This window comes from Lentisphaera araneosa HTCC2155 (assembly GCF_000170755.1).
Classification (GTDB): domain Bacteria; phylum Verrucomicrobiota; class Lentisphaeria; order Lentisphaerales; family Lentisphaeraceae; genus Lentisphaera; species Lentisphaera araneosa.
Map to the genome: position 1 here is coordinate 1 of NZ_ABCK01000030.1, position 25382 is coordinate 25382.

Here is a 25382-nt window from a genome sequence, read left to right on the forward strand (position 1 = left end):
TAAACAAGCTCAAATCTGAACTTGAAGAATTGCTTGCTATCCGCAAAAGTATGAGCCCGTATCGAGGCTTTAAGAACAGCAAGATTGACAATCAAGGTCTTCATGGAAAAATCATGTGTGGCTATCAGGGTTGGTTTACCGCAAAAGGTGATGGCTCAGGGAGTGACTGGACACATTACAAAGCTGGCAAGGAGCTGAAGCCCGGCTCCATAACCATCGATTTATGGCCTGACATGAGCGAGATGGATAAAGATGAAAAGTACCCTACTCCCTTTAAACATGCCGATGGTTCCACAGCTTATTTATTTAGCTCTTACAATGGCAAAACTGTCGACCGCCATTTTGGCTGGATGAAAGATTATAAAATTAACGGCGTCTTTCTTCAACGCTTTGGCGTCAACCTAAAACGTCCGGATTTGTACAAGAGACGCAACGTAATAACTCATCATGTACAAAGTGCCGCCAATAAACACGGAAGAACCTGGGCAATGATGTATGACCTTACAGGCTTTAAAGCGGGCGATATCAAAAAACACTTAATTCCAGATTGGGTGGCTCTAAAAGATAAAGTGAAAATAACTGAAGACCCCAGTTACCTGCATCACAAAGGCAAGCCGGTCATTTCTGTTTGGGGCATTGGCTTTGATAATGACCGGAAATACTCCCTAAAAGAAACCGAAGAGCTCATTGATTTTCTAAAAAATGATCCGGTTTATGGTGGCAATACAGTCATAGTCGGAACCCCTAGTTTTTGGAGAGAAGAAACTCGAGATGCCTTAAAAAACTCTCGCCTTCACGAAGTCTTGGCCAAAGCCGATATTATCAGTCCATGGACACCCGGTCGTTACAGGACTCCTAAACAAGCCACAGAGCATGCTCAGCAGGTCATTAAACCCGATGTCAAATGGTGCGCTGAAAGAAATCTCGAGCACTACCCTGTGATCTTCCCCGGCTTCAGTTGGCAAAACCTCATGCGAACAAAAGGTCAAGATGCCAAACTTAACCACATCCCCCGCCTCAAAGGTCAATTCATGTGGACTCAGGCATCAGAATACAAAAAAGCCGGAGCCAAGATGCTTTACGTCGCCATGTTTGATGAAGTTGATGAAGCCACTGCCATCATGAAATGTACCAATAATCCCCCAGTGGGAAAAAGTAATTTCATCGATTACGAAGGCTTACCCAGTGATCACTACCTGAAGCTCTGCGGTGAAATCAGAAAAATGCTCAATTCCAAATCGACTCCCCCTCTCAAAATCCCCAGTCCTTTAAGGCCTTAAGGTTTTTTATTCATAACTCCGGGCTGAACCCCGGAGCTTATTACATTTGCCGCCTCCGGCGACATGAATGTAATGTTGTTCAATTATACCCAAGGCTGACGCCCTTGGGCTAAGTTATGGCATGCCTTCGGCATTCAACCCGAGTCCCAAGGGGACGGTATAGTACGGCCTTTGTCACTTAAGAATAGCCTCCAAGTACCCCTTGATATCAATACATACTTGTTCTAAACTAAGGTCAAGCTTTAACTTTTTAGTAAAAGCTTTCCATCGAATTTTAATAGAAGGGTCATCGTAGAAGTATTCAGTGAGTGAACTAATGCCTTCAGAAGGATAGTCTGTGCCACGTCGCTTAAAAGTAGATACAATAGCCTCTTTAAGTATCTCTTCATCAAAACCAAATTGGGTACAGATGATCCAGACATCGTAGAAGTCCTTCATTCTACTATTCGCCAAGTCCAATAAAACCATAGCTTGTAGTTTCTCAGCTATTACAGTTTCACGATTATATACCTTAAGTCTAGGAGCTGGAAGAGTATCTATAAGGACTTTGAAGTCGGCTTCTGTCGCAGGGGGTGTTACGATGTCGCCCGTTCCCATATCAAGCTGCATAGGTATAGGTATATGTCCAAGTTTAGACTTGAGAGTTACTCGAAGCCCTTGATACTCTTGGCTTTCTTTAATGGGGATAATTTTGATACTTTCAGCATCGTATTCCATAGCATCACCTTGCTCTACTTTGGTACTACAAATGTCGATGATAACTTGTTGAATATTGTTAGGAGAAATATCTCCTGTGATCAGGAAATCAGCATCTTTGGTTGGTCGAAAAGATTTATCACTCCACAAGATAAAAAGCATAGCTCCTTTTAAAGTGATTCGATTTTTATGCTCACTTAAACCAAGTCGATAAAGAAAGCGTTCTAAGGAATAACGGACCTGAAGGATGTTTGGGTTGATCCCCTGAGCCTTAGCTTGATTGCGTAAAAGCTGTTGAACTGATGCGGCCTTACTCATTACAGCGACTCGATATAGGGCATCATTATATTTCTCATACGACATTTAGTGGCAAGTTCAATAAGTTCTTTACGTGATGTTTTTTTCAGTTGTATAGCTTCTCTTAGGGCTTCCAAGGCAACATCGATACCGACTTTATTTCGATGTTTGAAACAGTCTACCACTGTTTTAGTAGGGCTGTAAACTTTGATAGTAGCACCTGAAATATCGTGCTCTTCAATTCCCAATTGATAAAGTTCTTTATTTGGGTGAATATACTGGATATCGTATTCATCAAGTTTAGCTTCTTTGACTCCTTGAGGTAGTGATATCCAATGGTCGTAAGGTAGTTGAGTACCTATTTCATGAAAGTGAAGAGCTGATATGAGGCAGAAAACCGCTTTAGGGATCTTATGAGCAAGTTCTACGTAAGTAGAGTGAGCATCCATGCCTTCTTCATTAATCCGATAGAGGCCACGAGAAAGGGAGTAAACCTGACCTCGGTCCCTTAGTCTATAAAGAGTTTTAGGTGCAATCCCAGCATTAAGGATATCACGTGTTCTATGAACTCCATTGTTTGATCGGAGAAATTCTAGTGCTTGTTCTTGCTTCATTGATTGATGATCATAGTTATATTAATTACTATATTTAATTATATATATAGTTTTAATTATAACAAGTTATTTCTGATACCATGGCATTATATCTTATAAAACCGACCAGTATTTACCTAAATTAAGTGCGAAGAATAATTATTGAAAATCAATAATTAAAAATTGCCAAAGTAGCTGGAGAAGTTGACCACTATATCAAACAGGGAGCGAATGTGATAAGGTAGTCCTCGAAGAGGCATACTTGTATACATATTGGCCGTCTTCGACGATCGAGGATTTTTACCTACCTCCGGGCTAAACCCCGATGCTTATTACATTTGCCGCCTCCGGCGACATGAATGTAATGTTGAGCAATTATACCTCACGACTGACGCCATTGGGCTAAGTTATGGCATGCCTTCGGCATTCAACCCGAGTTCCAAGGGGACGGTATAGAAACCTATATCATGCCGACCGCATTCAAATTGAGCCCCACTGTGACGATATAAATCCCTATACCATACCTTCGGCGCCACTTTTACAAAAGTTTCTTTAAAACCACAGGCTATTTTCACACTCTAAAAAATCATTATTTAATTTTTTTCAAAAATACCGTAATAAACACTCAGGCTGTATTATATAGCAATATCGGACATAATGAATTTGCAGGGTAAACATGAACAAAGTTTTAAAATTTTTATTCACTCATTTAATCTTGGGCTCAACTTTTCTCATCGCTCAGGATAAACCAAACTTCATATTTATTTTAGTTGATGACATGCCTTGGTTTGGTACTTCCGTTGAGCAAATGGAAGGTGAAAGTGCATCAAAAATGACTTATAGGCGAACGCCGAATATTGCGAGTATCGCAGAAAATGGTATGACTTTTTCAAATGCCTATGCAGCTGCGGGAATGTGTGCCCCTTCTCGATCTTCGATTCAAAGTGGCGTCAGCCCTGCAAAAACACTTTTCAGTGGCAATGGTGGTTTTGGAGAAAAGTCTCCAAAAGAAGTTGAGTATCCCCTCAGCAAAAAAAATGAAAAGTGCCTGCTCATTGAACCCACTCCACTAGGAAATATTAACACCAAGTACCCAACTATTGGAACTTACCTCAAGAATCAAGGCTACGCTACTGCACACATAGGTAAATGGCATATCTATGGTGGTGGTCCGGAAAAACATGGTTACGATGTCAGCTCTGGTGAAACGAGCAATGACGAGGGTTCTCCTAAAAACATCACAGATCCCAATGATCCTAAACGGATCTTTAGCATTACCAAAAACTCTATAAAATTTATTGAAAAACAAACTAATAAAGAAAAGCCTTTCTTTATACAAGTTTCTCACTACGCAGAGCATTCAGCTCAAATGAGCTTACCAGAAACTTTAGCTTCTTACGAAAATGACCCTGCTATTAAGAAGATTAAAGACAAAAAATTCAAAAAAGAAGTTATCACTCACGGTGCCGCTGTAACCGATATGGATACATCGATTGGGATGATCATCGACAAACTCAAAGAACTCAATATCCTAGACAATACTTACGTCATTTTCACTTCTGATAACGGTAAAGGCTTACTACACGACAAACGCATTCTTAGAGGCAGTAAATGGTCGCTTTGGGAAGGAGGCATTCGCGTTCCGTTTATGATCATGGGGCCAGGCATTGAAGCAAAAAGTCGCTGCAGTGAAAACATCATTGGTTACGATATGCTCCCAACTATCTATGAACTTGCTGGCGGCAATACCGAAGATATGCCAAACGTTGATGGCGAGAGTATTGCTCCCCTGCTTACCCAAGATGAAAGCACTTCTTTTCCTGCTAACAGAGCGCTATATTTTCACTACCCGCACTACAGAAATAACACACCTCAATCCATGATCATTAAGGGTGACTTCAAACTCTTCCGATTCTACGAAATCCCTGATCAGCCTTATTTATTCAAACTCAAAAATGATATCTCAGAAGAAGTTAACCTCGCTTCTCAAATGCCTGAAAAAGTCCAGGAACTTCAAAAAAATCTCGATGAGTACTTGGAAAGCTCCAAGGCTTATTTACCTAAACCCAATACTGCGCTTGCTGAAGCTGTTGAGCCCGTCAATGTAGATAAGCTTTTTCCACCTTTATCTACCATGGGGAAATTTGATCAGGAAACAGTTAAAAAAAGTAGAAAAACTGAAAAGAAAAATGAAAAAAGCAAAACAGCAAAGCAAGAGGTGGAGTCCTGAAACAACTTGCCATTTGTCTTTTAGTCGGGCTTTTTGTAAGTCCGGCCTTTGCTATTCCTAAGCAAACGCAAACAAAAATTGCTTATACAATCGATAAATATGTCGTCCAAGGTCTGAAAGCTAAAAACAAAAAACCCATGCCCGCCCTGGATGACGAAACTTTTGTACGTAGAATTTATCTAGATATTGCCGGTCGAATCCCCACATATTGGGAATATCAGCAATTCATGAAAATGCCCGCCAAAACCCGTCGCTCGGACCTCATTGACAAACTCATGGACTCTCCCGCCTATGTTAGTCATTTTTACAATTACTGGGTAGATACTCTCAGGGCCACAACTTGGATGAAGAAATCTGATGGTGGCCCCTACCTCCATTGGATTAAAAAAAGCATCGCCGACAACAAACCCTACAATCAGTTTGTTTATGAATTAGTTTCAGCTGAGGGCCCGCTTTATAAGCCTGGCAATGGTGCAGCAGGTTATTACTTGCGCGATTATAGAATGCCCTTAGATAATGTGGCCAGCACTATGCAGGTCTTTCTTGCCACCAGCATGGTTTGCGCTCAATGCCATGATCACCCCTACAATGACTGGACCCAAATGGATTTCTACAAAATTGCGGCCTTCACCCATGGCACAGAAACGAACGCCAAAAATGTTGATATGCATACCGTGGCAAAAATCCAAAACCATCTCAATAATTCATCATCCAGCAAGTCTAAAAAAGGCAAAGTGAACGACACCCCATTGCGTCCACTCTTTTTTGGCACTTACAACAGCGGCGCAGGTAAAATCAAACTTCCATCTGACTACGATTACGATGATGGCAAGCCTAATGAGCTCGTGCACGCAGGCGTCCCTTTTTCTCCCAAGGTGAAAATCAATTACGACCCCAGTAATGGTGCAAATGCGCGCGCCTACAAATTTAAGTTTGATAAAAAGAACACCACGACACAAGTCAATTCTCGAAAACACTTTGCGAAATGGATCGTATCGACTGAAAACCCAATGTTCACAAAGACCATCGTCAATCGCCTCTGGCATCGCATTATGGGCGCCCCACTCATTGGTGAAAACCTAGATATAACTCCCGAAGAATTTGGTAAAAACCCCGCTCTGACTAAGTACCTTATCAAAATCATGCAAGGTCTTAAATACGATCAAAAAATGTTTATGAAAATCATTTATAAGAGTCGTATCTATCAACGCCAGAGTCACGACCAAGTGCCAGAAGACTACCTTTTTAGTGGGCCCATCATGACTCGCCTGAGTGCTGAGCAAATATGGGATTCACTCATCACTATCCGTACAAAAACCCCCGATGAGGGACTTAGCGTGCCAGACAAAGTTATCGCTCATTATATTTACGAAAATCTAGCGAGTAAATCTGTCGCTGAGAAAGCTGAGTATATGAAAAACAGTAAATTCGAGATCAAAAAAATAGAAAAAAAACTTGAGCCAAATCAAAACTTTGGTCGTTACAGTAAAAGAAAAAAGTTAGTTCGTGCCTCAGAAGGTAGATCTCCAGCTGATAGCGGCTCGATGCTTCACATCTTTGGCCAATCGTCACGTGAAGTCACTGACGACTCCAAAAAAGAAGCCAATATCCCCCAGGCATTGGCACTATTGAATGACGATCAATTTAGTTTTAATAAAATTTCGACCTATGACTTAATCCAGCAAAAATCTGATAAAGAAGAACAACTCGAGCTTATATACCTATCTCTACTCTCACGTAAGCCAAATGAACATGACTTAAATGTGTTTAAGCAAGCAATCGACAATGGTTTCACAATTGATGACTTTTATTGGGCTCTGCTCAACTCACTTGAGTTTAAACTAAAAAGGTAAGATGCAATGAATAAGAAAACTCAATTTACCAGAAGAAAATTATTGCAAAGTAGTCTTACTTCCGCTGCGGGGCTCAGCCTCCTGCCATCTACAGTGCAAGCTGAATCAGAAACTTTTGACCAAAGTAAAGCCACTGTAAAATCTGTTATTTATATTCATGTTGACGGTGGCCTCAGCCATGTAGACTCCTTTGATATAAAAGAGGCTAACAAAGATGCCATGCGCGCTTCTGAACCCATAAAAACTTCAGCAGATGGAATTCGCATCGGCAGATACTTTCCAAAACTCGCCAAGCAAATGCATCATTGTGCGATCATCAATTCCATGAGCAATACACAGGGGGCCCACAAAGAAGCCAATTACCTACTCAACACAGGCTATGAGCAGCGCGGTACAACTTTACATCCCGATTTAGGTGCCTGGATCGCACGCATGGCTCCCAGAACATCAGGGGAGATCCCTCCCTTCGTTAAAATTGGCCGCAGTAGTAGTTTGGGCTCTGGTTTTATGGGGAGTAAATACGCCGCTTTACCGGTAGGCAATCCTCAACAGGGTCTCAAAAATATTAAACTACCCAGAGATGTCAATCAAGACCTCTTTCATCGTCGTCTCGGTTTAATGAACTCTATTAATGCAGGATTTGCCCAGAAGCACAAACATAAACTCATAGATGATTACAAACAATCTTACTACGATGCCATAAAACTAATGCATAGTAAGGATTTAGAAGTTTTCGATATAAAGAAAGAAAAAAGATCCACTTTTGAAACATACGGCGATGAAGAGTTTGGACAAAGTTGCATCCTCGCTCGACGTTTAGTTGAAAAAGGCGTTCGCTTTATCTCCTTAGCCCATAAAGGCTGGGACTTTCATTATGGTATTTACGATGAATTTGATGAGTACGCAAACAGCCTCGACCAAGGTGTGGCAGCCCTTATTGCCGACCTCGAAGATCGAGGTCTTCTCGAATCAACTCTAGTCGTTGTCAATACCGAGTTTGGTCGTAACCCTGCGCTCAATGATCGTGCGGGACGCAATCACTACCCTATCGCTTACAGTAGTTTCCTTGCCGGGGGCGGCATAATCGGAGGTCAGAAGTATGGTAAAACAGATGAATTGGGTGAAAAAGTCGTCTCCGGAAAAGTTAGAGTTTCTGACTTTAATGCGACCATCGCAAACGCGGTCGGCTTAAACCTAAAACACGTCGTCACGAATACCGATGGACGTCCTTTTACAGTTGGAGACAAAGGTAAACCACTGACTCAGCTCTTTAAAAAGGCTTAAGAAACATTTACGATAGTCCCTTAACAAGTGGATAGCGAAAATCCTCATCGCAAAGCGATGTAACTTTAATTAGCCCCACATGAAATGTGGGTTTTTGTATGAGTATCAAAAATTGTGTGCTTTTAGGTACACGACTTAAACAGCCTGCTTAGTTCCATACCTAGAGATAGTATGAGAAGGCAGCCCTCGGCAAAGTCCACTTGCTAGCAGACCTTGCCTGACGTTAATTAAGTTACCACAACAAACTAACGGAGAACTACCATGTCTAAAATTACTATCACTGTTCCTGAAATCACAATCGGAATTGATCTTGGGAACAAAAAACACGACCTTTGTGTTCTTAATTCAATGGGAGAAGTTGTCGAACAAATACAAATTGATAATCATATCGAAGCTTTACATGAGTATTTTGAACAATATAAGAATCGTTCAAGTATTCGAATAGCTTTGGAAGTAGGCGCTTGTTCAATGTGGGTTTCTTCGATTCTCAAGGAAATGGGCTTTAAGGTTATTGTCGCCAATGCACGAAAACTGCGGATGATTTGGGGGGACACAAATAAATGTGATGAAAAAGATGCAGAGAAAATAGCTCGTGTAGCTCGAATGGATCCTAAACTTTTACATGGCATTGAGCACCGAAGCCTATCTGCTCAAAAAATGTTATCAGTAATTCGTGTACGTGAGCATTTTATTGGGGCTCGCACGAGGTGTATAAATTGTGTACGTGGCATACTAAAGAGCTTTGGTGTAACAGATTTACCCAGTTGTGCATCAAATCGTTTTGGTGAACGAATGCTTGCACATATTCCTGATGACTTGATATCGACTTTAGGAGAACTCTTGGAAGAATCTAAAGATTTAACAAACCGTATTGAGGGATTGGATGATCGGATTTATATGCTTAGTGAAGAGTCATGCCCTGAAGCTATAAAACTTCAGGAACTACCAGGTGTCGGTCCAGTTACGGCCTTAACTTATGTATTAACTATTGATGACCCTAAACGCTTTCAAAAGAGTAGAGATATTGGAGCTTTTCTTGGGTTAACTCCCAAAAGAGATCAATCGGGAGAGATCGACAAACAATTAAGCATCACAAAGCAAGGAGATCGTTATTTAAGGGCTTTATTAGTTGGTTCTGCTCAGTTTATTTTAAGTGACCGTTCACCTGCTTCTGATCTTAAAAATTATGGTCGTAGGATTGCTAGTAGTGGAGGACGAATTGCCAAGAAAAAGGCTGTTGTTGCCATCGCGAGGAAACTTGCGATATTAATGCATCACTTATGGGTCAGTGGGGGAGATTATATTCCATTACACAAACAAGCTTTAAGAAAAGCTTCTTAATTATCCACCAATCCAGCCAACCTCCCCTCCATTTATTTTGAACCAAATTAAGGAATGAATTTAAAAGAAAAGAGTTTAACAAATGTCTTATTCGATGACTGCGGGCCATGCCTAGAACAATAACCACGCCAAGGTTGTAATAAAATAGTTCGTCCTAAAGATAGCAGCATCAGATAGGATACAATCATGCACCGGACTTGGCGGTCCATAAAATGAGTGCGAATGGAAGCAAGACAAAATTTTATCGACATTTGAAAACTGATTTTCTCAATTATCTGAATAATATAACTTTAATGTAAACCGTAACTTGTAATCGCCTTCTCATGGAAGGCATGGTGCATTTTATTAAATCTTATGCACCTTGGATTTCATCCAAGGCTATTTAAAGTTAAATGGTTTCACCATAATTCATCTACATCATTAAATTCATCATCGTATAGTTCTTCATGGTCATCTTGGATTTCATTCAAGGCTATTTAATATTGCATGGTTTCACCATGAGTTTTCTCTGGCATTTTTAATGGATGATATAATTTATCACGATTACCCACAGCCATGATGCGCCCCATACGAGAAGGACGCTGTCCCTCTCGAACTCTCCCTTCAAGGATTTGACAATCCTTGACCAGGCGACTAGCGGCATTGCCCTGTTTTATGGAAAACCAATTTATTTACTGGAGCACTGCTTAATTATTTTTGTGTCGCTTCTTTCTTTTTGCGAGCCGCAGCTCGTGCCGCTTGTTGAACGCGCTTATCATGTTTATTTAAAGCTTTTTTCAGTGCGGGATTCAACTCCATTTTATGCTTCTTAAAATAAGGCAGTATTTCTGTAACCCCGACTTTTGCCTGTGCTGGATAAACTACATTATCTTCATCTTTAGCCCGAACTTCTAAAGCTGGGTAAGGTAAGACATTCTCTGGTTTACCCGTATAAGTTAAAACAACTGACTTTTTATAAAGCTCACCCTTGGTCACATTCACATGCTCATGAAACATATCAGCTGTCCATCCAAAATTTTTGCTACTCCAATCCAAATGACCACTAAAATTCTTATCCATTTTATTATCAAACTCTAGATCAATTTGAATCTTATAAGGATCAAGGGAAAGAACTTTAGCCGTGTGATTTACATACGCACGAAAGAGCTCTTGAGCTGGCGTATTCACATCCTCGGGAATAATGCCATCAATAACTAAATTCGCTAATTTGGGGCCATCATCAGTCATCGTCACCCACATGGCATGATCAAACTCACCAAAATCCGCTCCACGGTAACGACTACCACCACCAGTGGTTGCCAATGAATAATAATTCGTTTGGGGAGCTTCTTGTTTATAGCGGATGTATTGGTGGACGTGACCTGCAAATGCCGTGTGCTTGCGCCCTTTTAATGCTTCCTCAATTACCGCCCAGCCCGTTTCTTGAGGTTCTTTTGACCAACCACCTTCATCGAGTGGAGTCCCTTCGTCATACTTCCATACGGGTTGATGAATAAAGACAAATGTCCAGCGAACGTCGGGATGGTCAGCCAAAACCTTTTTAGCCCATTCCTGCTGATCTTTTTTGATGATAGCGGCAAAAGAAGCATCATCCTGAGCATTCATGCACATGAATAATACATTTTTATAGACAAAGTGATAACGCTCAACTCCAAAGCGCTCCTTCCAGACCTTTTGCATCATTGGAGAACCATTATCGTGATTACCTGCCAAGTAAAAAAAAGGCATATCCAAGTGCGAGACAAAGCCCTCCATTTCATCCCACATATCGTGCAGGTCAGATTCTTTTTTTGTATGGCGATTGCCCGAAATCAAATCCCCCACGGTAATGACAAATTCTGGTTCAAGTAAATTCAACTTTTTCAAAGCCGTCGGAAAAACTCCTGGTCGTACGCTGCCGGTTCTGTCAGAAACTATTGCAAACTGGAAGTTGTCGGGATCATTACGAAACTCTAAATGTGACCAGGGCTTCTTTTCCGTTTTAACATTTACCTGAAAATCACTAGTTGTACCTGCGTTAATAGATGTTAGTAAACCCAAAGTCAAAAATGACAAAAAAGGACGAAACATAAATACCTCATTAAATTTAATTCTTACTCTACTAAGAGTATAAAATACTTAGCTACTTTATTACGTATTTAAAATAAATTAGTTGAAAATAACACGTTTGTCAGCTTAGTTTTTATGAGTCTTACTCATTCACTTCATCGATATTTACATAAGTATCCACATATCTTGCGTAATAATTCACCTTTAATCACTATTACCTTAATAAGAACAAAATTAAGTTAAATTTATTGCGTAATCAGCAATTAAATCCAGCTACTAAAAAGAGACTTATAAAAACGAAGGAACCATCTATGAAATTACTATTTATTATTTGCTTATCTCTCATCACGAACCTTATGGCCTCCGACAACAATAATTGGGTCGAATTATTCAATGGTAAGAATCTCGATGGCTGGACAGAGAAAACAAAAGAAGGCTCTTTCCGTGTTGAGGATGGTGCTATTATCGGAACGGCTAAGGATGGCATGGGCACAACTTTCCTCTGCTCAAACAATAATTATGGCGATTTTGAACTAGAATTTGAAACCAAACTCATTGATAATAAGCTCAACTCAGGTGTACAAATTCGTTCGCGTTTGCAAGAGCCCGATGGCAAACAAAAACATCCTGCTGTATACGGTCCTCAAGTGGAGGTAACTGGCCGAAATTTTGAAAAAAATCAGTCTGGCTACATCTATGGTCAGGCATGGAAAACATGGCTCACGCCAAAAGAAGACAAAAAGGCTCATCAATTTTTCAAAGATGGTGAATGGAATCATTTCCGCGTTCTTGCCAAAGGCAATCAAATTACCACCTGGCTTAACGGCAACAAAATTGTTACCACTACTGTTCCCGCTAAGCGCCAACAATCCAACCCAAGTGGCTTCATTGCCCTCCAGGTTCATGGAATTAAAAAAGGCACTGGCCCCTTCCAGGTTGCATGGAAAAATATCAAAGTCAAAGAGCTTAGCTCTGCTCAGTAATACAGCGAGTCATAGAGCAACTCAATTTACTGTGCGCTAAAAACTCAAAGCTTTTTAGCTCATAGAGCATAATATCTTTCCGAGAACCCTTATTAGCTAGTAAGATTAATTTAGCACAGGCTTCACATGCAAAACAGAAATTATAAATATCACTTTCAAAAACCCTTAAATAAGTTTTTACTCTTCACTAGCTTAAGCCTTTCCCTTAGCACATTTGCACTCGATCAGGATACTAAAAATAAAGTAATTGAAGCGAGTCAATCAAGCGAAGCCGTAAAAGCAAAATCAGAACGTAAGCTCTTAGCACTTTCCACAAGTGGCAAAACTACGCTTAGTCACTACGCCCTGCAGCAACTCGGCGAGCAAAGTTCTGCTTTTAAAGTCGAAGTCAACTCTGATATCGCCAAACTTGATTTAAATACCCTCAAACAGTATGACGGTGTTTTTCTCAGTCAAAAAATGGCGGATTCCATTTTCCAAAACAAAAGCCTTAAAACGGCTTTCCTTAAGTACATCAATGAAGGTGGCAAACTGATTGCTACTGACCAGGCCATAGAAAGTCAATCGGCTGAATATAACACACTGATTGGCGCCATCAGTCAAAAGTACCCCTGGGACGAAAATGGCACCTGGAGCATTGTCAACGAAGCACCAAATTCTGTCAGTACTAAACACCTCGAGCCTCTCTTTAAAATCAAAGACCGCATTTACGCTCTCAAAAATTTTGATCGCTCAAAAATGCGTATCCTCCTTGCCCTAGACTTTGGCGATCGCCTCACAACGGGTACTTACTCCAAGTTAGCCGATGTTCCGGTGAGCTGGGTAAAAGAAGTTGGCAAAGGACATGTCTTTTACACATCCCTCGGTTTTAATGATGAAACCTGGTACAACAAGGACTTTTTACAGCATTTACTCAGCGGCATTCAAATGACTCTCGGTGATCTAGAGGGTGACTTTAGTCCCATCGCCCAAAAACCCCGTTCACCTCATCGCAATAAAGCTCTGCCATTGACTGAAGAAGAATCAATGAAAACCTTCGAAATTCAGGATGGTTATAAAATCCAGCTTAGTGCCGGAGATAATTTCCTTAATGAGCCCGTTCACGTTACCTGGGATGGCAATGGCAATCTCTATGTGGCACAAATGGAAACCTATATGCAGGATATGGCTGCAACAGGTGAAAAAGATCCCGTCTGTTCGGTTATCAAACTTGTGGACACCAATTGGGACGGCGTTTACGATAAAAAAACTGTTTTTGCCAAAGACCTCATTCTACCGCGTAAGTTACTCTGTCTTGATGGCAAGGTCATCATTGGTGAAACAGATACTACGACTCTTTATTCCTACGAAGATACCGATGGCGATGGCATTGCCGATAAAAAAGAGCTCTTCTATAAAGGTGGACCTCAGGGTGGTAATATGGAGCACCAACCCCAGGGCTTCATGTGGAATATTGACAACACTATCAACGCTACTTATGCCTTAAGTTACAGCTATAAAGATGGGAAAATTGCTGAACTCGACTACAAAGCTGGCGTAGGTTCGCAATTTGGCATTTCTCAGACTGAAAGTGGGCAAATCATTTCCGCGATTGCCGGCAATGAAAAAGCCACTATGCATTTCCAGCAGCCTCACGTTTACGGCGGCATGGAACTTGAAGGTGAAAAACCAAAGGAATTTTATGAGCTTTGGCCAATCGACGATGTTCCCGATTCACAAGGTGGTCTTAAACGCGTTCGCGAAGACAATACCTTAAATCATTTTTCCGCAACTTCTGGTGCCGAATACTACCGCGGTGGTGTACACAGCGATTTAAAACATGATTTCTTCCTGGCCGAACCCGTTGGCCGCCTCATTCGTCGCGCAAAAATCGAAAAGAAAGGTGGCATGCGCATTATGCATAATGCTCACCCAAAAAAAGAATTCATTCGCTCCTCTGATCCAAATTTCCGCCCGGTCAACTTGGCGACTGGTCCAGATGGCAACCTCTATATTGTCGATATGTATCGTGGTATTATCCAGCAGGCGGCCTATGCCCGTCCCGGCATGTTTATCTATCGCATTAACGAAGTTTATGAACTAGATAAAAACATTGGTCGCGGTCGCCTTTACCGCGTGACTAAAGATGGTCAAAAAAGCTTCGGAAAGCCCAATATGCTCAATGAAAGCGGTAAGCAGCTTCTCGCTCACCTCAGTCACGAAAATGCTTGGTGGAGACTTAAAGCTCAAAAGCTCATTATTGTGCGAAAAGATCTGTCTGTACTCAAAGACCTTCAGGATATGGCTGTAAATTCAAACTCTGAATTGGCACGACTTCATGCCCTGTGGACAATTGATGGTCTCGGAAAAACTGATTTCGAAATCCTCAAAAAAGCTGTAAAAGACTCAAGCCCACTAGTTCGTGAAGCGGCTATTCGCCTCTCAGAACCTTTCCTGAGAAAAGATCAATCTACCTTACAAAGCTTACTACCCATTAAAACTGAAACAAACAGTCAGGTTCTTGTTCAAATTAAGAACTCTCTTAGAAAACTTGGTCAATCAGACCTACTTAAAACTTTATACGACACACACCGCGACAAACATTATGGTTTAGCTCGTATGGAGCAATTCCACATTCAGCAGGCCAAAGAAGAAGCAGAGAAAAAGCTCGCTCGCAACGCACTTTCTGCGGCCAACGCAAAAATGATTGAGAAAGGTGCTGTTCATTACAAAGCTCTCTGCCAAAATTGTCATGGCAAGGATGGCATGGGTATGAAAGCCGGAGACATTCTTTTAGGTGCACCACTGGTGGGCTCTCCCCGAGTAACTGGTGATGTAAGCCGCCTCACGGCCATTACATTAAACGGACTAAAAGGCCCTATCGATGGCAAGGACTATGGCGTTATGATGCCGCTTAGTAACAACTCAGATGAGTACATAGCTGAGGTTCTCAGTTTCATTCGTCATAGTTGGAATAACAAAGCTTCAATTGTGTCCACCAAAGAAATTCAGACTGTTCGTAAAGATCTTAAAAAGTACAAAGAAATGTTCACTATTGACACATTATATGAGCGCTACCCTGCTTTGCTCAATAACAAAAAGAAATGGCTTATCACAGCCAGTGTAAATAATGACAAAAACGCCCTTAAAAGGATTAATGACAACAAGACCAAAGGTCGCTGGACTAGCATGAAAGTTATTGAAAAAGGCTTCTACGTTCAAATTGAACTACCTTCCGCACAGGGAATTAAAGGATTGAAAATGAATGCCAATGACTACCCTGCTGAATTTGAAGTTCAGCTTTCCACCGATGGTCAGCAGTGGTCAAGTGTCGGAAAGTTCAAAGGCAAAAGAGGTTTGAGTATTGCTAAATTCGAAAAATCTGAAGTCAAATTCGTAAAAATCATTAGTACCGTTAAGGGCGACACGATCTGGGCGATACGCGAAATTGACCTTATGTCCTCAATGTAAAAACGAAATTAATTCTCTATTAGCTAACTAGCCCATAAAAAAATCTCTTAACACAAACATAAGGTAAAACATGAAATTCACTATTGCTCTATTCGCATTCTTACTCTTCAGCTTATCAGCTGTAGCCGAAACTTTTGCAGACAAAGATGCCGACCAGGACGGTAAACTTTCTATCTCTGAGTATGCTGGCGACGATAAAAAGCTCAAAAAGAACTTTAAAAAATTGGATGCCGACGCCGATGGTGCTCTAAGTGAAGAAGAGTACGCTGCAGGCGAAAAGAAAGGTAAAAAAGACAAGAAAAAGAAAGACAAGAAAAAGAAAGATAAGAAAGGTAAAAAAGATGATAACAACATCTAATTAGTCTTTTAAATATTTTGACACACATTTAAAGCCCTCAGGTCCTAGATCTGGGGGCTTTAAATGTTAATATCTATAAAAGCCAAAAGAGTTAAAATGAAAAATTTATTAGTCCTTGCACTACCCTTGTTGTTACTTGCCTGTAATTCCAAGCTAGGTGCACAAATCAAAAAAGATTTTGATCAGGCTCAGCACAGCGAAGAATTGACCAAAGGAAAAATTTTAAGTCGCTCATATTTTTTCAAAGAAGCTAACAAGGATCAAAATTATGTTCTTTATATCCCAAAGAATTACGACTCTTCAAAACCTGCTCCATTAATAATATTACTCCATGGACTTCGCAGTAACCCCAAGCAAATTATCAATTACAGTGGCATCATCTCTGAGGCTGAAAAACGCGGCTATGTCATTGCAGCTCCTTTCGGATACAATGACCGTGGTTGGTATGGCAGTCGGGGAAAAGGCAAGGAGGGCTTTGCTTTTGGGAAAGCGGGCGACCCTGAGAACCTTGGTGAGTTAAGCGAGATGGATGTGATAAACGTTTTAAAAATTGTGCAAAAAGATCTGTCTATTGATTCCGACCGCATCTTTTTAATGGGACATTCCATGGGCGGCGGTGGTGCTTTATACCTAGCTTCTGCTTATCCCAATACTTGGTCTGGCTTAGCCTGCCTCGCCCCCGCATTTCAAAAACAGTCAACTAAGCTTGAGAATGCCAAACACTTGCCGGTATACGTCACGACCGGAAATATGGATTTTCTAGTTCCAGTTCGAACCGTACGCCGTTGGGTTGACGAGATGAAATCTTTAAAGATGGATGTGCACTATAAAGAAATCAAAGGGGGAGGCCACTTCCGCACTATTACCCGGAACCCTGAGATGATTTCAGAAGTCTATGACTTCTTTGATCGATACAACAGAAAAAAGCTTGCTAAGCCCCAAGTGCAAACGCAATAAATTCATAGATTGGTATTCCTTCCTAAGTGATACAAGCCCTTTAGTTAATTAGGGTAGCTAATTTCAACTGACTCAGTAAGTGTTTTTTCTTTGAATAAGAGATTTTTCTTGCCAAGCATTGTACCTGATTTATTCCAAAACATTAATTCGACTTCTTTAAGTTGCCCCTTCACCTCTATTGGAGGGCTTCTTTTCTTATCTTTCTTTTTCTTGTTTTTCTTTTTCTTAGGCTTTTTATCCGCGTCTTTTTTACGTTCGGTAAAATGGATCTCAAGCTTTGCTTTCCCCACCTGAAGATCTTTGAGAACTTGTTCAAAGTTATTTCCGGACTGTTCAACGAGTCGAGTCAGGTCGATGCCCCACTCAAAATCTTTATTTTCTTCGCCGGGACCACCTAATGGAACTGCACCGGAATTTTGAAACATGGCATGCGTGTTCATTTCATAGCGCTTATTATTATTTCTATCAATAAGGCTCAAACCCAACTGAATGTTATCGCGCTTATTGTGAAGTGCTTTAAATCGAATTGTCGCCCTTGGCTGCCTATTAGACGGCACGGCGTATGCCATAAAAGGTCCACGATCCCAAAAAGAGCTGCGACTCATTAGGCAGCGGTAAAGAACATAAACTTTACCCTCGTCGGCCCAGTTCTTGCCCCAACTATTCGCCACGATAAATGCTCCGCGTTCGTAATCAGCTATAGTGACTTCCCCATCATTATTGATATCTAGGTCATTAGTGATCTTGCCATCATTATTGACGTCATAGCCGACCTCATCGTCGTAACCTACAACACACATCACATGGCCACCGTATTTAGAACCCCAATCAGTCCAAATATGTTTGCCGGCCTCATGCGATCTTTTAGGGATCTGCTTGATTTTCTCATCCCCAAGACCTGTAGCATCAATAGTTAACATTCCGCCTCCACGACTCTTGAACCAGCCGGCATGATTATGTATCCAGGCTTTGGCAAACTGCAGCTTTTCAGGCGTCGTCACTTTAACAAAGTCATAAGCGGCAATGCGGTTTTTCATGGCATCATGCCAGATTCCATAGCCATTTGGCCAGTGCCCAACTAGGTCATTATAACGACCTCCATACAATTTTTGTGATGGGATACCAATGGTGTAGGCGGTTTCGAGACCGTGAATCATTTCGGCGCCACCATTTTTGGCTTTATTGAAAAAATTCCATGAGAAGTGGCTGGGCAGGCTATTTTCTGCTTTTCTACCATCTCTATTTCGATATGCATTGATCTCGTAGGAGAGCATGCCGGCAACTGTGCCTTCCTGTGAACATGAGTTCGTTCTACCTTGATCCCCTATTCCCTGCCAGGCTTTATTTTCGCTGTTATCAACTCTTGAGGGCAAGGCTTTCAGCTGCTGCTTTGTGAGTGCTGTACGCGCAACTTTACTCTGACTCCAACGATCATATTTTTCCTCCATCCAGGGTAGACGAAAGTACGGAAGTTCACGGGCTTCTTTAAATATATTTTCATTGATTTTCACTGGCTGATTTTCTTGCTGAAGCTCAGAATTTTTAGCGTCAGCAAAGGGCATAATCAAGACAGATATAAGTACTGAAGTTTCAAATAATTTCATATTTACATTCTCACATTTGATTTAGTCAGCAGAAAAATTAGATAAGCTTTCGCAGTTCACCTTTGTTTATTATAAATAAGCAAAGATGATCTAATACAGATAAACTTAAGTGTTAGGCATTTGAGCAACTTAAACTTTTACGCCAAGCTTAATTAGAGTTTATCAAGACCTTAAACTATTTCTTTTTTTTCTTATTCTTCTTCCCATTAGTTTTCGAGCGGTCCTTTTTAGGTGCTTGTAAACCATGTTTCTTAAGCACATGATTCAATAAACCGGGACGGTACTTCTCTGCGAAAGTCGCATTGACGATATTCTCTAACATTGGCTTAGCGTCATCTCCCATCCAATCAATAACACTCAGTGCCAAAAGAACGGCATAAGAGTCATTATTCACTAATTCTTCTAAGCATTTATAAGCCTCTTCTTTATCGCCCATTTTAATTAAAGCCCATGCTGACATAGCGCGTACACTATGTGAATCGTCTTTTAAGGCTTGTTTGAGCTGAGCTTTTGCGGATTGCGCATCTTTCCCCAAGATTTGTAAACCGCCTGCTCCCCAATAACGTACACCTGAATCACTGTGGTTTAAGTATTCTATTAATTTGTCTAAGTTCTCACTCGATGATGCTAAGGCAATATCAGCCGCAGTTATATAAGCACTCAAATCATAAAGTTTTGGCTCGCGCACCATTTCGTAAATAGTCATGTTGTTATCCGCTGCTCGCTTAACAACTTCTCCCTCAGGCAAAATCCCTGAATCGTAAATATTTACTTGCCAGTCTTTAAGCCCCGCACGCATTTTATTGACTATGCTTGCGTGTTCAGGGCTATTAATAATGTTGTTTACATTATCGGGATCATTGCTAGAATCATAGAGCTCTTCTACATAGCCTCTTGTCTCAAAGAAACGGCTACTAATTGGATCGGTTTTGTTAGCTTTATAGTGAGCTTCCCAAGCTTGACTGGCAGGCATATTCCATAAGTAATGTATTTTTTGACCGACAGGACTAAAGGGCATATAATTTTTCACGTAGAGAAATTGGCCATCGTGTACAGCACGTACATTATCGACTCGTTCATCCATGCGTCCTCGAAAACTAAAATGAAGTTTACGCTGCTCTTTTTGCTCACCCAAAAAGATCTTTCCTTGCATCTCAGCAGGAATTTTGGCATCGGCTAAACTCAACCACGTTTTGGGCATATCGATAAAACTTACTAAATCATTAAGTCTAGATCCCGGCTTATCTGCCGGCCACAAATGTTTGAATTTCTCAGGTATGCGAATAATGAGTGGCGTGTGAATACCGCTTTCATAGAGGAATCGTTTACTGCGTGGCATCACACCACCATGATCAGAGCAATAGATCACAATTGTATCATCGGCTAGGCCATCTTCTTCCAGGGCTTTTAATGCGGCCCCGATATCACTATCCATTGTTTTAATACAATCGTGATAAAGAGCATAGTTTTTGCGAATATCCGGTAAATCAGGATGATACTTCCGGAGTTCAACATTGGCAGGGTCGTGATTAGTTTTATTAATATCAGCCTTAAAAGCCCTGCTCTCATGACTCGATGTAGTATTGATCACCGTAAAAAAGGGTTTGCCTTCCGGGCGATTACGCCAAGCAAACTTTGACTTGGGATCATCCCAACATTCTTTGTCATCACGCCCGCCAATATTGTAATCTGTCTTGGTGCAATTTGTTGTGTAATAACCCGCTTCTTTAAGATAATCCACGTAGTATTTTATTTTATCGTGGGGGATTTCATAACGACTGCGCATGGGGTGAGTGCCCATTGATATGGCATGAATCCCCGTTATCCACGTACTCCGGGACGGCGCACAAACAGGGGCATTGGCAAAACATTTTTCATAGAGAAAGCCTTCACTGGCTAGTTTATCTAAATTTGGTGTAATGGCAAATTTATTACCATAGCAGCCGAGCCATCTGGCACTATTATCCTCACTCGTCAACCATAGGATATTCGGCCGAGTGTCTCCCATCGTGATCATGCCAAATAGCAATAAAAATACACTGTAGAATTTGTTCATTCATTAGTCCTTCATTTTGTGAAAAATTATTAACAAAGATTTTATACCAGTTTAATTCACTTAATGAGCTTAAAAGTTTAGGTCCGCTTTCGCAGTTTACCTTTGTTTATTGTTAATAAGCCTTTTTCATCAAACATTATGTTCTAACACAGATAAACTCAGATTAACACAGATGTTTTTTTCACAAACAAGATCAATTTTTGTGCTTTTCCGTGCTCTTTGGTGGTTTAATAAATCTCAAAAACTTAAAGCACTAAAAATCACTAAATAACACAGAAAGTTCTGAGGCAGATTCTAATAAATTAACTTATTATTTTTTGGAAAATACTGGGAGTGTTGATTGTTAATCGGCACCCTATTGCGGACTCCGCAACAATGCTTTTCTTGGCTAGACGGATGCACCACTCCTGGTTCGACTGCGTCCCAAGATCAAGTCCTTTTACTTGAGGGGTTGCCGTTTAAAACCCCTCATTTTGTCGCCTGATCTTTTTTGTTCAAAGACTCAGCAACCTCAGTTTACTCCACAAGCTTATTGCACCTAATTTTGTACCTTGTTGTTCTTCAATTCCTTAAAAGCTTCTTTCAAAGCTTTTTTCATTTCATCAAGTTCACTGTAACATTTATCTTCATTAACTACATCCTTGAGTATTTTTTGGATAGCATCTGCGTTTTCGACCATCTCTTCATCTGTGAACATTTCCTTGAGTACTTCTTGGATGGCTTCAATTGCGTCAGACTCTAACGACATTAACTTTTTTTGATCATCCTTTAAAATATCCACCCAGCCTAGGCTTAAGAGACTGCAAATAAAATCAACAGCTTCCAGCGGTCGCAAACCGATATCTGCCCCAACGAAGCCAAGATAAACAGCTAGTCGAAATTCATCTGCCGGTTTCATAAAACTATCTCCTGACCTTCTACCACGCTCAGTGTAGTCTATACTTTCAAGCAAATTAACTCCACCGAACTTAAAACTGGCACTGAAATTATGTTCATCTTCGTATGGCAGAGGAAACTTATGTGTTGAGACAGTTCCACCCGATGAACTTTCATGCCATACACCGATGCCCCTACCTACCCATCCCAATCGGTAGGCGTCATAGTCATCATATTGCAGTTCTAAAAGTTTGGTAGCTTTTATGTTAGCACCAAAGCCAATAGGTCCGCCTGCAACATTCACCCTACTTATATCGAAGAAGTCGTTCTGGAGGTTGGTAAAGTGAGTTCGAGGACTGGTGGCACACCCAGTCAAAATCGTCATGGCTAGAATGATAATACTTATACGTATCAAGTTGTGGACTGTATTCATTTAATTATCTCTTAGAGTCTATTTTTTGTTAGTGTTTATTTTTTGTTAGTGTTTATTTTTTGTTCTTCTTATTCTTTTTGTCTTTCTTCTTTTTGCTGCCCTTTGCGCTTTTATTTGCGGCTTGAGAACTCGCTGGCAAGCGTTCGATTTGGAAGTTTTTCTCTGCAAGATTTGAAGCATCACCAGCCGGTCTGGAGTTCTTCTTTAATTCAGCCATAAATTTGGCCATGTTTTTCTTCAAAGATTCAGCGATCTCGGGATGCTGAGCGGATACTTCAGTCGTTTCTCCGATGTCTTCTTTAAGGTTAAAGAGCGCTCCCTCCTTGGCTGGTTGCAGTCCATTCCAATCTTCAGGCTTTTTGTTATTGTAGGGATTTTGTTGTTTCGCATAATATTTCCAGCCATTGTGGATAATGGTCGCTCCAGGGACAATTTGCGTCTCACGCAAAGCTTTGCTTTCTTGATCACCAAGTAACTGTGGAAGAATATTAACACCATCAATCACGCGATCATTTGGAACATCAACTCCGGCAAGCTCACAGAAAGTTGGAAGCATGTCAATAATGCCGATCATCGCATCACTTGAGGCATCGACCTTAACTTTTCCGGGCCAACGAATAATGAATGGCACGCGTACACCGCCCTCAAAATTCGTCCATTTACCATCGCGTAGAGGGCCACTTAAACCAACATCATACTTTTTTTGACGTTCAACTGGGGGGCCATTATCAGAGGTAAAAACAACAATGGTATTCTCTTTCAGTCCCAATTCATCCAGAGCATCCATTAAATGCTTAAACTGCCAGTCGATTTCGTGAATGACTTCGCCGTAATTACCGCGTTTTGATGTTCCTTTAAATTGCTCAGAAGGAAAATAAGGCGCATGAGGCATGGGGTCAGAATAAACCAGGAAGAAGGGGTTCTTTTTGTGTTTCGTCATGAAATTAATAGCTGCTTTCACCATACCCGGAGCCTGTCCCTCAGTCTTTTGAATTTTACTGGCGAGCTCTTTTCTGTTTTCAATGAGTGAGGGCTTTTCAGAGCCCTCTATAACTTTGAGGAAGCCATAAAAATAATCATAGCCATGGTTTAAAGGATGAAAGGGTTTCCACTCACCTAAATGCCATTTACCAACGAGAGCAGTGTTATACCCCGCCGTTTTCATTAACTCGGGAAGTGTAATTTCCGATGGATTAAGTCCTATTGGCCCCTCTCTATGTTTGTATATAACTTGTGGCAAGCCCACTCGATGAGCGTATGAACCCGTCATGAATGCCGCCCTACTGGGGCTACAGCGCTGATGCACGTAGAAGCTGGAAAACTTCGTCCCCTCTTTCGCCAACTGATCAATGGCCGGCGTGTACTGACCTTCCGCTCCGTAACAGCCGATATCCCCATAACCGAGGTCATCGGTGAGGTAAAAAAGAATATTGGGTTTTTGCTGAGCCTGCAAACTCACGACGCCAGTGAAAAATGCGAGACATGCTAGGGAGGTAACAAATTGTCGATTCAGTTTTATCATAATGAGATATGTCTTTTTACTTTTCCGCTTTCTTTTTTTCGCGCTTTTTCTTTTTGTCTGCTTTATCAGACTGATCGCTATCTGAGCCCTTTTTCTTGGCCGATTTTTTCTTTTTAGGATCTTGGCCCTGCTCTTTCATTTTGGCTTTTTTGGCTTTCTTGGCATCCTTTGGATCGATGCTTGAAAACTCGTCATTCATTTCTTTCATGTCAGCTTTTAGCTTCTCATGCATCTGCTTAACTACTTGTGCGTATTCCGGATTTGTAGCTAAGTTATTCATTTCCCAGGGATCGTTTTTCAGATCATACAGCTCGAATTCAGGGCTTATTAAAAGGCGGTCAGCTTTCATTTGTGCATCTGAATCCGTCTTAGCTTTTTCTAGCCACTCTCTCCATGCCACAGCAAATATGGAGTTGCGACTGGGGTTCATAATAGTATCTACATAGTAAGGGTTCTCCTGCTTAGGACTCCAGATTAGCTTGAACTCTTTACTACGAATCGCTCTTTGCATAAAACCGCCTGCCTGATGAACTAAAAAAGCATGGTCACGATGGTCAGAGGCTTCACCTTTTAAAACTGAGTAAAAACTTCTACCGTCGATTGCCGGTGCATCTCCACCTGCAATATCGATTAAAGTTGCAGAGATATCGCAGTACATAGCTACCGCATCTGTCACCGTAGGGCTAAATTTACCCGGCCAGCGCGCTAAACAAAGGCCTTTGGTGCCGTAATCATAGATCGACCATTTACCATTGGGTAAAGAGGTACCCTGTTCACTTAAAAAAATAAAAACTGTATTGTCCGCAAGATTCATTTCATCAATAATCTTCATGGTCTCTCCGACCTGTTTATCCAGGTCTTCTACCTCAGCAGCGTGCCTTGCCAGCGATTCACGCGTTGCAGGCGTATCCACCATGTGGGGCGGTATGACAACCTTATCCAGGTAAGTTTTGTAATCGCCAATGGTCCAGGGATGATGAGCATTTACTGAAGCGACAACCATACAGAACGGTTTATTTTCCGATTTAGATGTTTCTAAAAACTGCTTTACCCCACTCATTTCCCAGGTCGGTTCCTCATGATTTGCGTCCTTCGCAAAACCGGGAATATCGATAAAATCAGTCACTCTTTTAAAGTGGCTCTTACCGGCTAAGCCGACTCTGTAACCCAAGTCCCCAAGATAATTAGCGATATTATTGAATTCTCCCGAAGGTTTATTACCATTTGTGTAAATACCACTTGTTGGCGGTAGCAGACCTGTGTAAAGCTCATGTCGTATGGGACCACACTGAGCTACTGCTCCACTAAAGTTTGTGAATCGAACACTTTGCTTAGCCAACTTATCTATATTCGGGGTATTTGTATAAAGGCCTGCATCATTACAGCCAAAGCTTGACCAAGCGACATCATCTGCCAAAACAATGACGAAGTTAGGTTTTTCTTCAGCCAGTATTGGGCTCGTAAAAGATAGTGCGAGTAAAACACCGGTATATAAGGCTTTTATCATAGTTGAGGTTTCC

General features: G+C 41.2%; 17 protein-coding genes. 9 read left to right on the forward strand and 8 right to left on the reverse strand.

Annotation, left to right across the window (positions count from 1 at the left end):
* A partial coding sequence (locus LNTAR_RS20910; RefSeq protein WP_007280757.1) for a glycoside hydrolase family 99 protein occupies window positions 1-1280 on the forward strand: 1280 nt, incomplete at its 5' end.
* 174 nt (window positions 1281-1454) lie between these two features.
* Here the strand turns inward: LNTAR_RS20910 and LNTAR_RS20915 are convergent.
* Both LNTAR_RS20915 and LNTAR_RS20920 read right to left on the reverse strand, forming a co-directional pair.
* Window positions 1455-2294, reverse strand: coding sequence for a nucleotidyl transferase AbiEii/AbiGii toxin family protein (locus tag LNTAR_RS20915; protein WP_007280758.1), 840 nt, complete (start codon window positions 2292-2294; stop codon window positions 1455-1457).
* A complete protein-coding gene (locus tag LNTAR_RS20920) occupies window positions 2294-2887 on the reverse strand; it encodes a type IV toxin-antitoxin system AbiEi family antitoxin domain-containing protein (RefSeq protein ID WP_007280759.1) in 594 nt (197 codons plus the stop codon). The genes LNTAR_RS20915 and LNTAR_RS20920 overlap by 1 nt, the downstream gene beginning before the upstream one ends.
* Window positions 2888-3542: 655 nt before the next feature.
* Here LNTAR_RS20920 and LNTAR_RS20925 point away from each other — a divergent pair.
* The 4 genes from LNTAR_RS20925 (at window position 3543) to LNTAR_RS20940 (ending at window position 9574) form a co-directional block, all read left to right on the forward strand.
* Entirely contained in the window at window positions 3543-5096 is a 1554-nt protein-coding gene (locus LNTAR_RS20925) for a sulfatase (RefSeq protein ID WP_007280760.1), read from the forward strand.
* Between the two features lie 89 nt (window positions 5097-5185).
* The gene (locus LNTAR_RS20930) at window positions 5186-6949 is read left to right on the forward strand and encodes a DUF1549 domain-containing protein (RefSeq protein ID WP_274377968.1); all 1764 of its coding nucleotides are present in this window, start codon (window positions 5186-5188) and stop codon (window positions 6947-6949) included.
* Between the two features lie 6 nt (window positions 6950-6955).
* The gene (locus LNTAR_RS20935; protein ID WP_007280762.1) at window positions 6956-8233 is read left to right on the forward strand and encodes a DUF1501 domain-containing protein; all 1278 of its coding nucleotides are present in this window, start codon (window positions 6956-6958) and stop codon (window positions 8231-8233) included.
* Window positions 8234-8494: 261 nt separating this feature from the next.
* A complete protein-coding gene (locus LNTAR_RS20940; protein WP_007280763.1) occupies window positions 8495-9574 on the forward strand; it encodes an IS110 family RNA-guided transposase in 1080 nt (359 codons plus the stop codon).
* A gap of 690 nt (window positions 9575-10264) precedes the next feature.
* On the opposite strand, the gene LNTAR_RS20945 is transcribed toward LNTAR_RS20940, so the two are convergent.
* On the reverse strand, window positions 10265-11644 hold the full coding sequence (locus tag LNTAR_RS20945) for a metallophosphoesterase family protein (RefSeq protein ID WP_007280765.1): 1380 nt from the start codon (window positions 11642-11644) through the stop codon (window positions 10265-10267).
* Window positions 11645-11934: 290 nt separating this feature from the next.
* On the opposite strand from LNTAR_RS20945, the gene LNTAR_RS20950 reads away from it, so the two are divergent.
* From LNTAR_RS20950 to LNTAR_RS20965, 4 genes are all read left to right on the forward strand, one after another.
* Window positions 11935-12606: a 3-keto-disaccharide hydrolase gene (locus LNTAR_RS20950; protein WP_007280766.1), complete on the forward strand. Its 672-nt coding sequence runs from the start codon at window positions 11935-11937 to the stop codon at window positions 12604-12606.
* A 126-nt stretch (window positions 12607-12732) separates the two neighbouring features.
* Entirely contained in the window at window positions 12733-16056 is a 3324-nt protein-coding gene (locus tag LNTAR_RS26200; protein WP_007280767.1) for a DUF7133 domain-containing protein, read from the forward strand.
* Window positions 16057-16126: 70 nt separating this feature from the next.
* Window positions 16127-16414 (forward strand): hypothetical protein, encoded by a 288-nt coding sequence (locus LNTAR_RS20960; RefSeq protein ID WP_007280768.1) that lies wholly within the window; start codon window positions 16127-16129, stop codon window positions 16412-16414.
* Between the two features lie 96 nt (window positions 16415-16510).
* The gene (locus LNTAR_RS20965) at window positions 16511-17371 is read left to right on the forward strand and encodes a carboxylesterase family protein (protein ID WP_007280769.1); all 861 of its coding nucleotides are present in this window, start codon (window positions 16511-16513) and stop codon (window positions 17369-17371) included.
* Between the two features lie 44 nt (window positions 17372-17415).
* On the opposite strand, the gene LNTAR_RS20970 is transcribed toward LNTAR_RS20965, so the two are convergent.
* From LNTAR_RS20970 to LNTAR_RS20990, 5 genes are all read right to left on the reverse strand, one after another.
* Window positions 17416-18975, reverse strand: coding sequence for a C1 family peptidase (locus LNTAR_RS20970; protein WP_007280770.1), 1560 nt, complete (start codon window positions 18973-18975; stop codon window positions 17416-17418).
* 175 nt (window positions 18976-19150) lie between these two features.
* Complete coding sequence (locus LNTAR_RS20975; protein ID WP_007280771.1) at window positions 19151-21031, reverse strand: sulfatase-like hydrolase/transferase; 1881 nt, start codon at window positions 21029-21031, stop codon at window positions 19151-19153.
* A gap of 538 nt (window positions 21032-21569) precedes the next feature.
* On the reverse strand, window positions 21570-22340 hold the full coding sequence (locus LNTAR_RS20980; protein ID WP_007280772.1) for a hypothetical protein: 771 nt from the start codon (window positions 22338-22340) through the stop codon (window positions 21570-21572).
* Between the two features lie 52 nt (window positions 22341-22392).
* The gene (locus LNTAR_RS20985) at window positions 22393-23862 is read right to left on the reverse strand and encodes a sulfatase-like hydrolase/transferase (protein WP_007280773.1); all 1470 of its coding nucleotides are present in this window, start codon (window positions 23860-23862) and stop codon (window positions 22393-22395) included.
* 16 nt (window positions 23863-23878) lie between these two features.
* On the reverse strand, window positions 23879-25369 hold the full coding sequence (locus LNTAR_RS20990) for a sulfatase-like hydrolase/transferase (protein WP_007280774.1): 1491 nt from the start codon (window positions 25367-25369) through the stop codon (window positions 23879-23881).
* Window positions 25370-25382 lie beyond the last annotated feature (13 nt).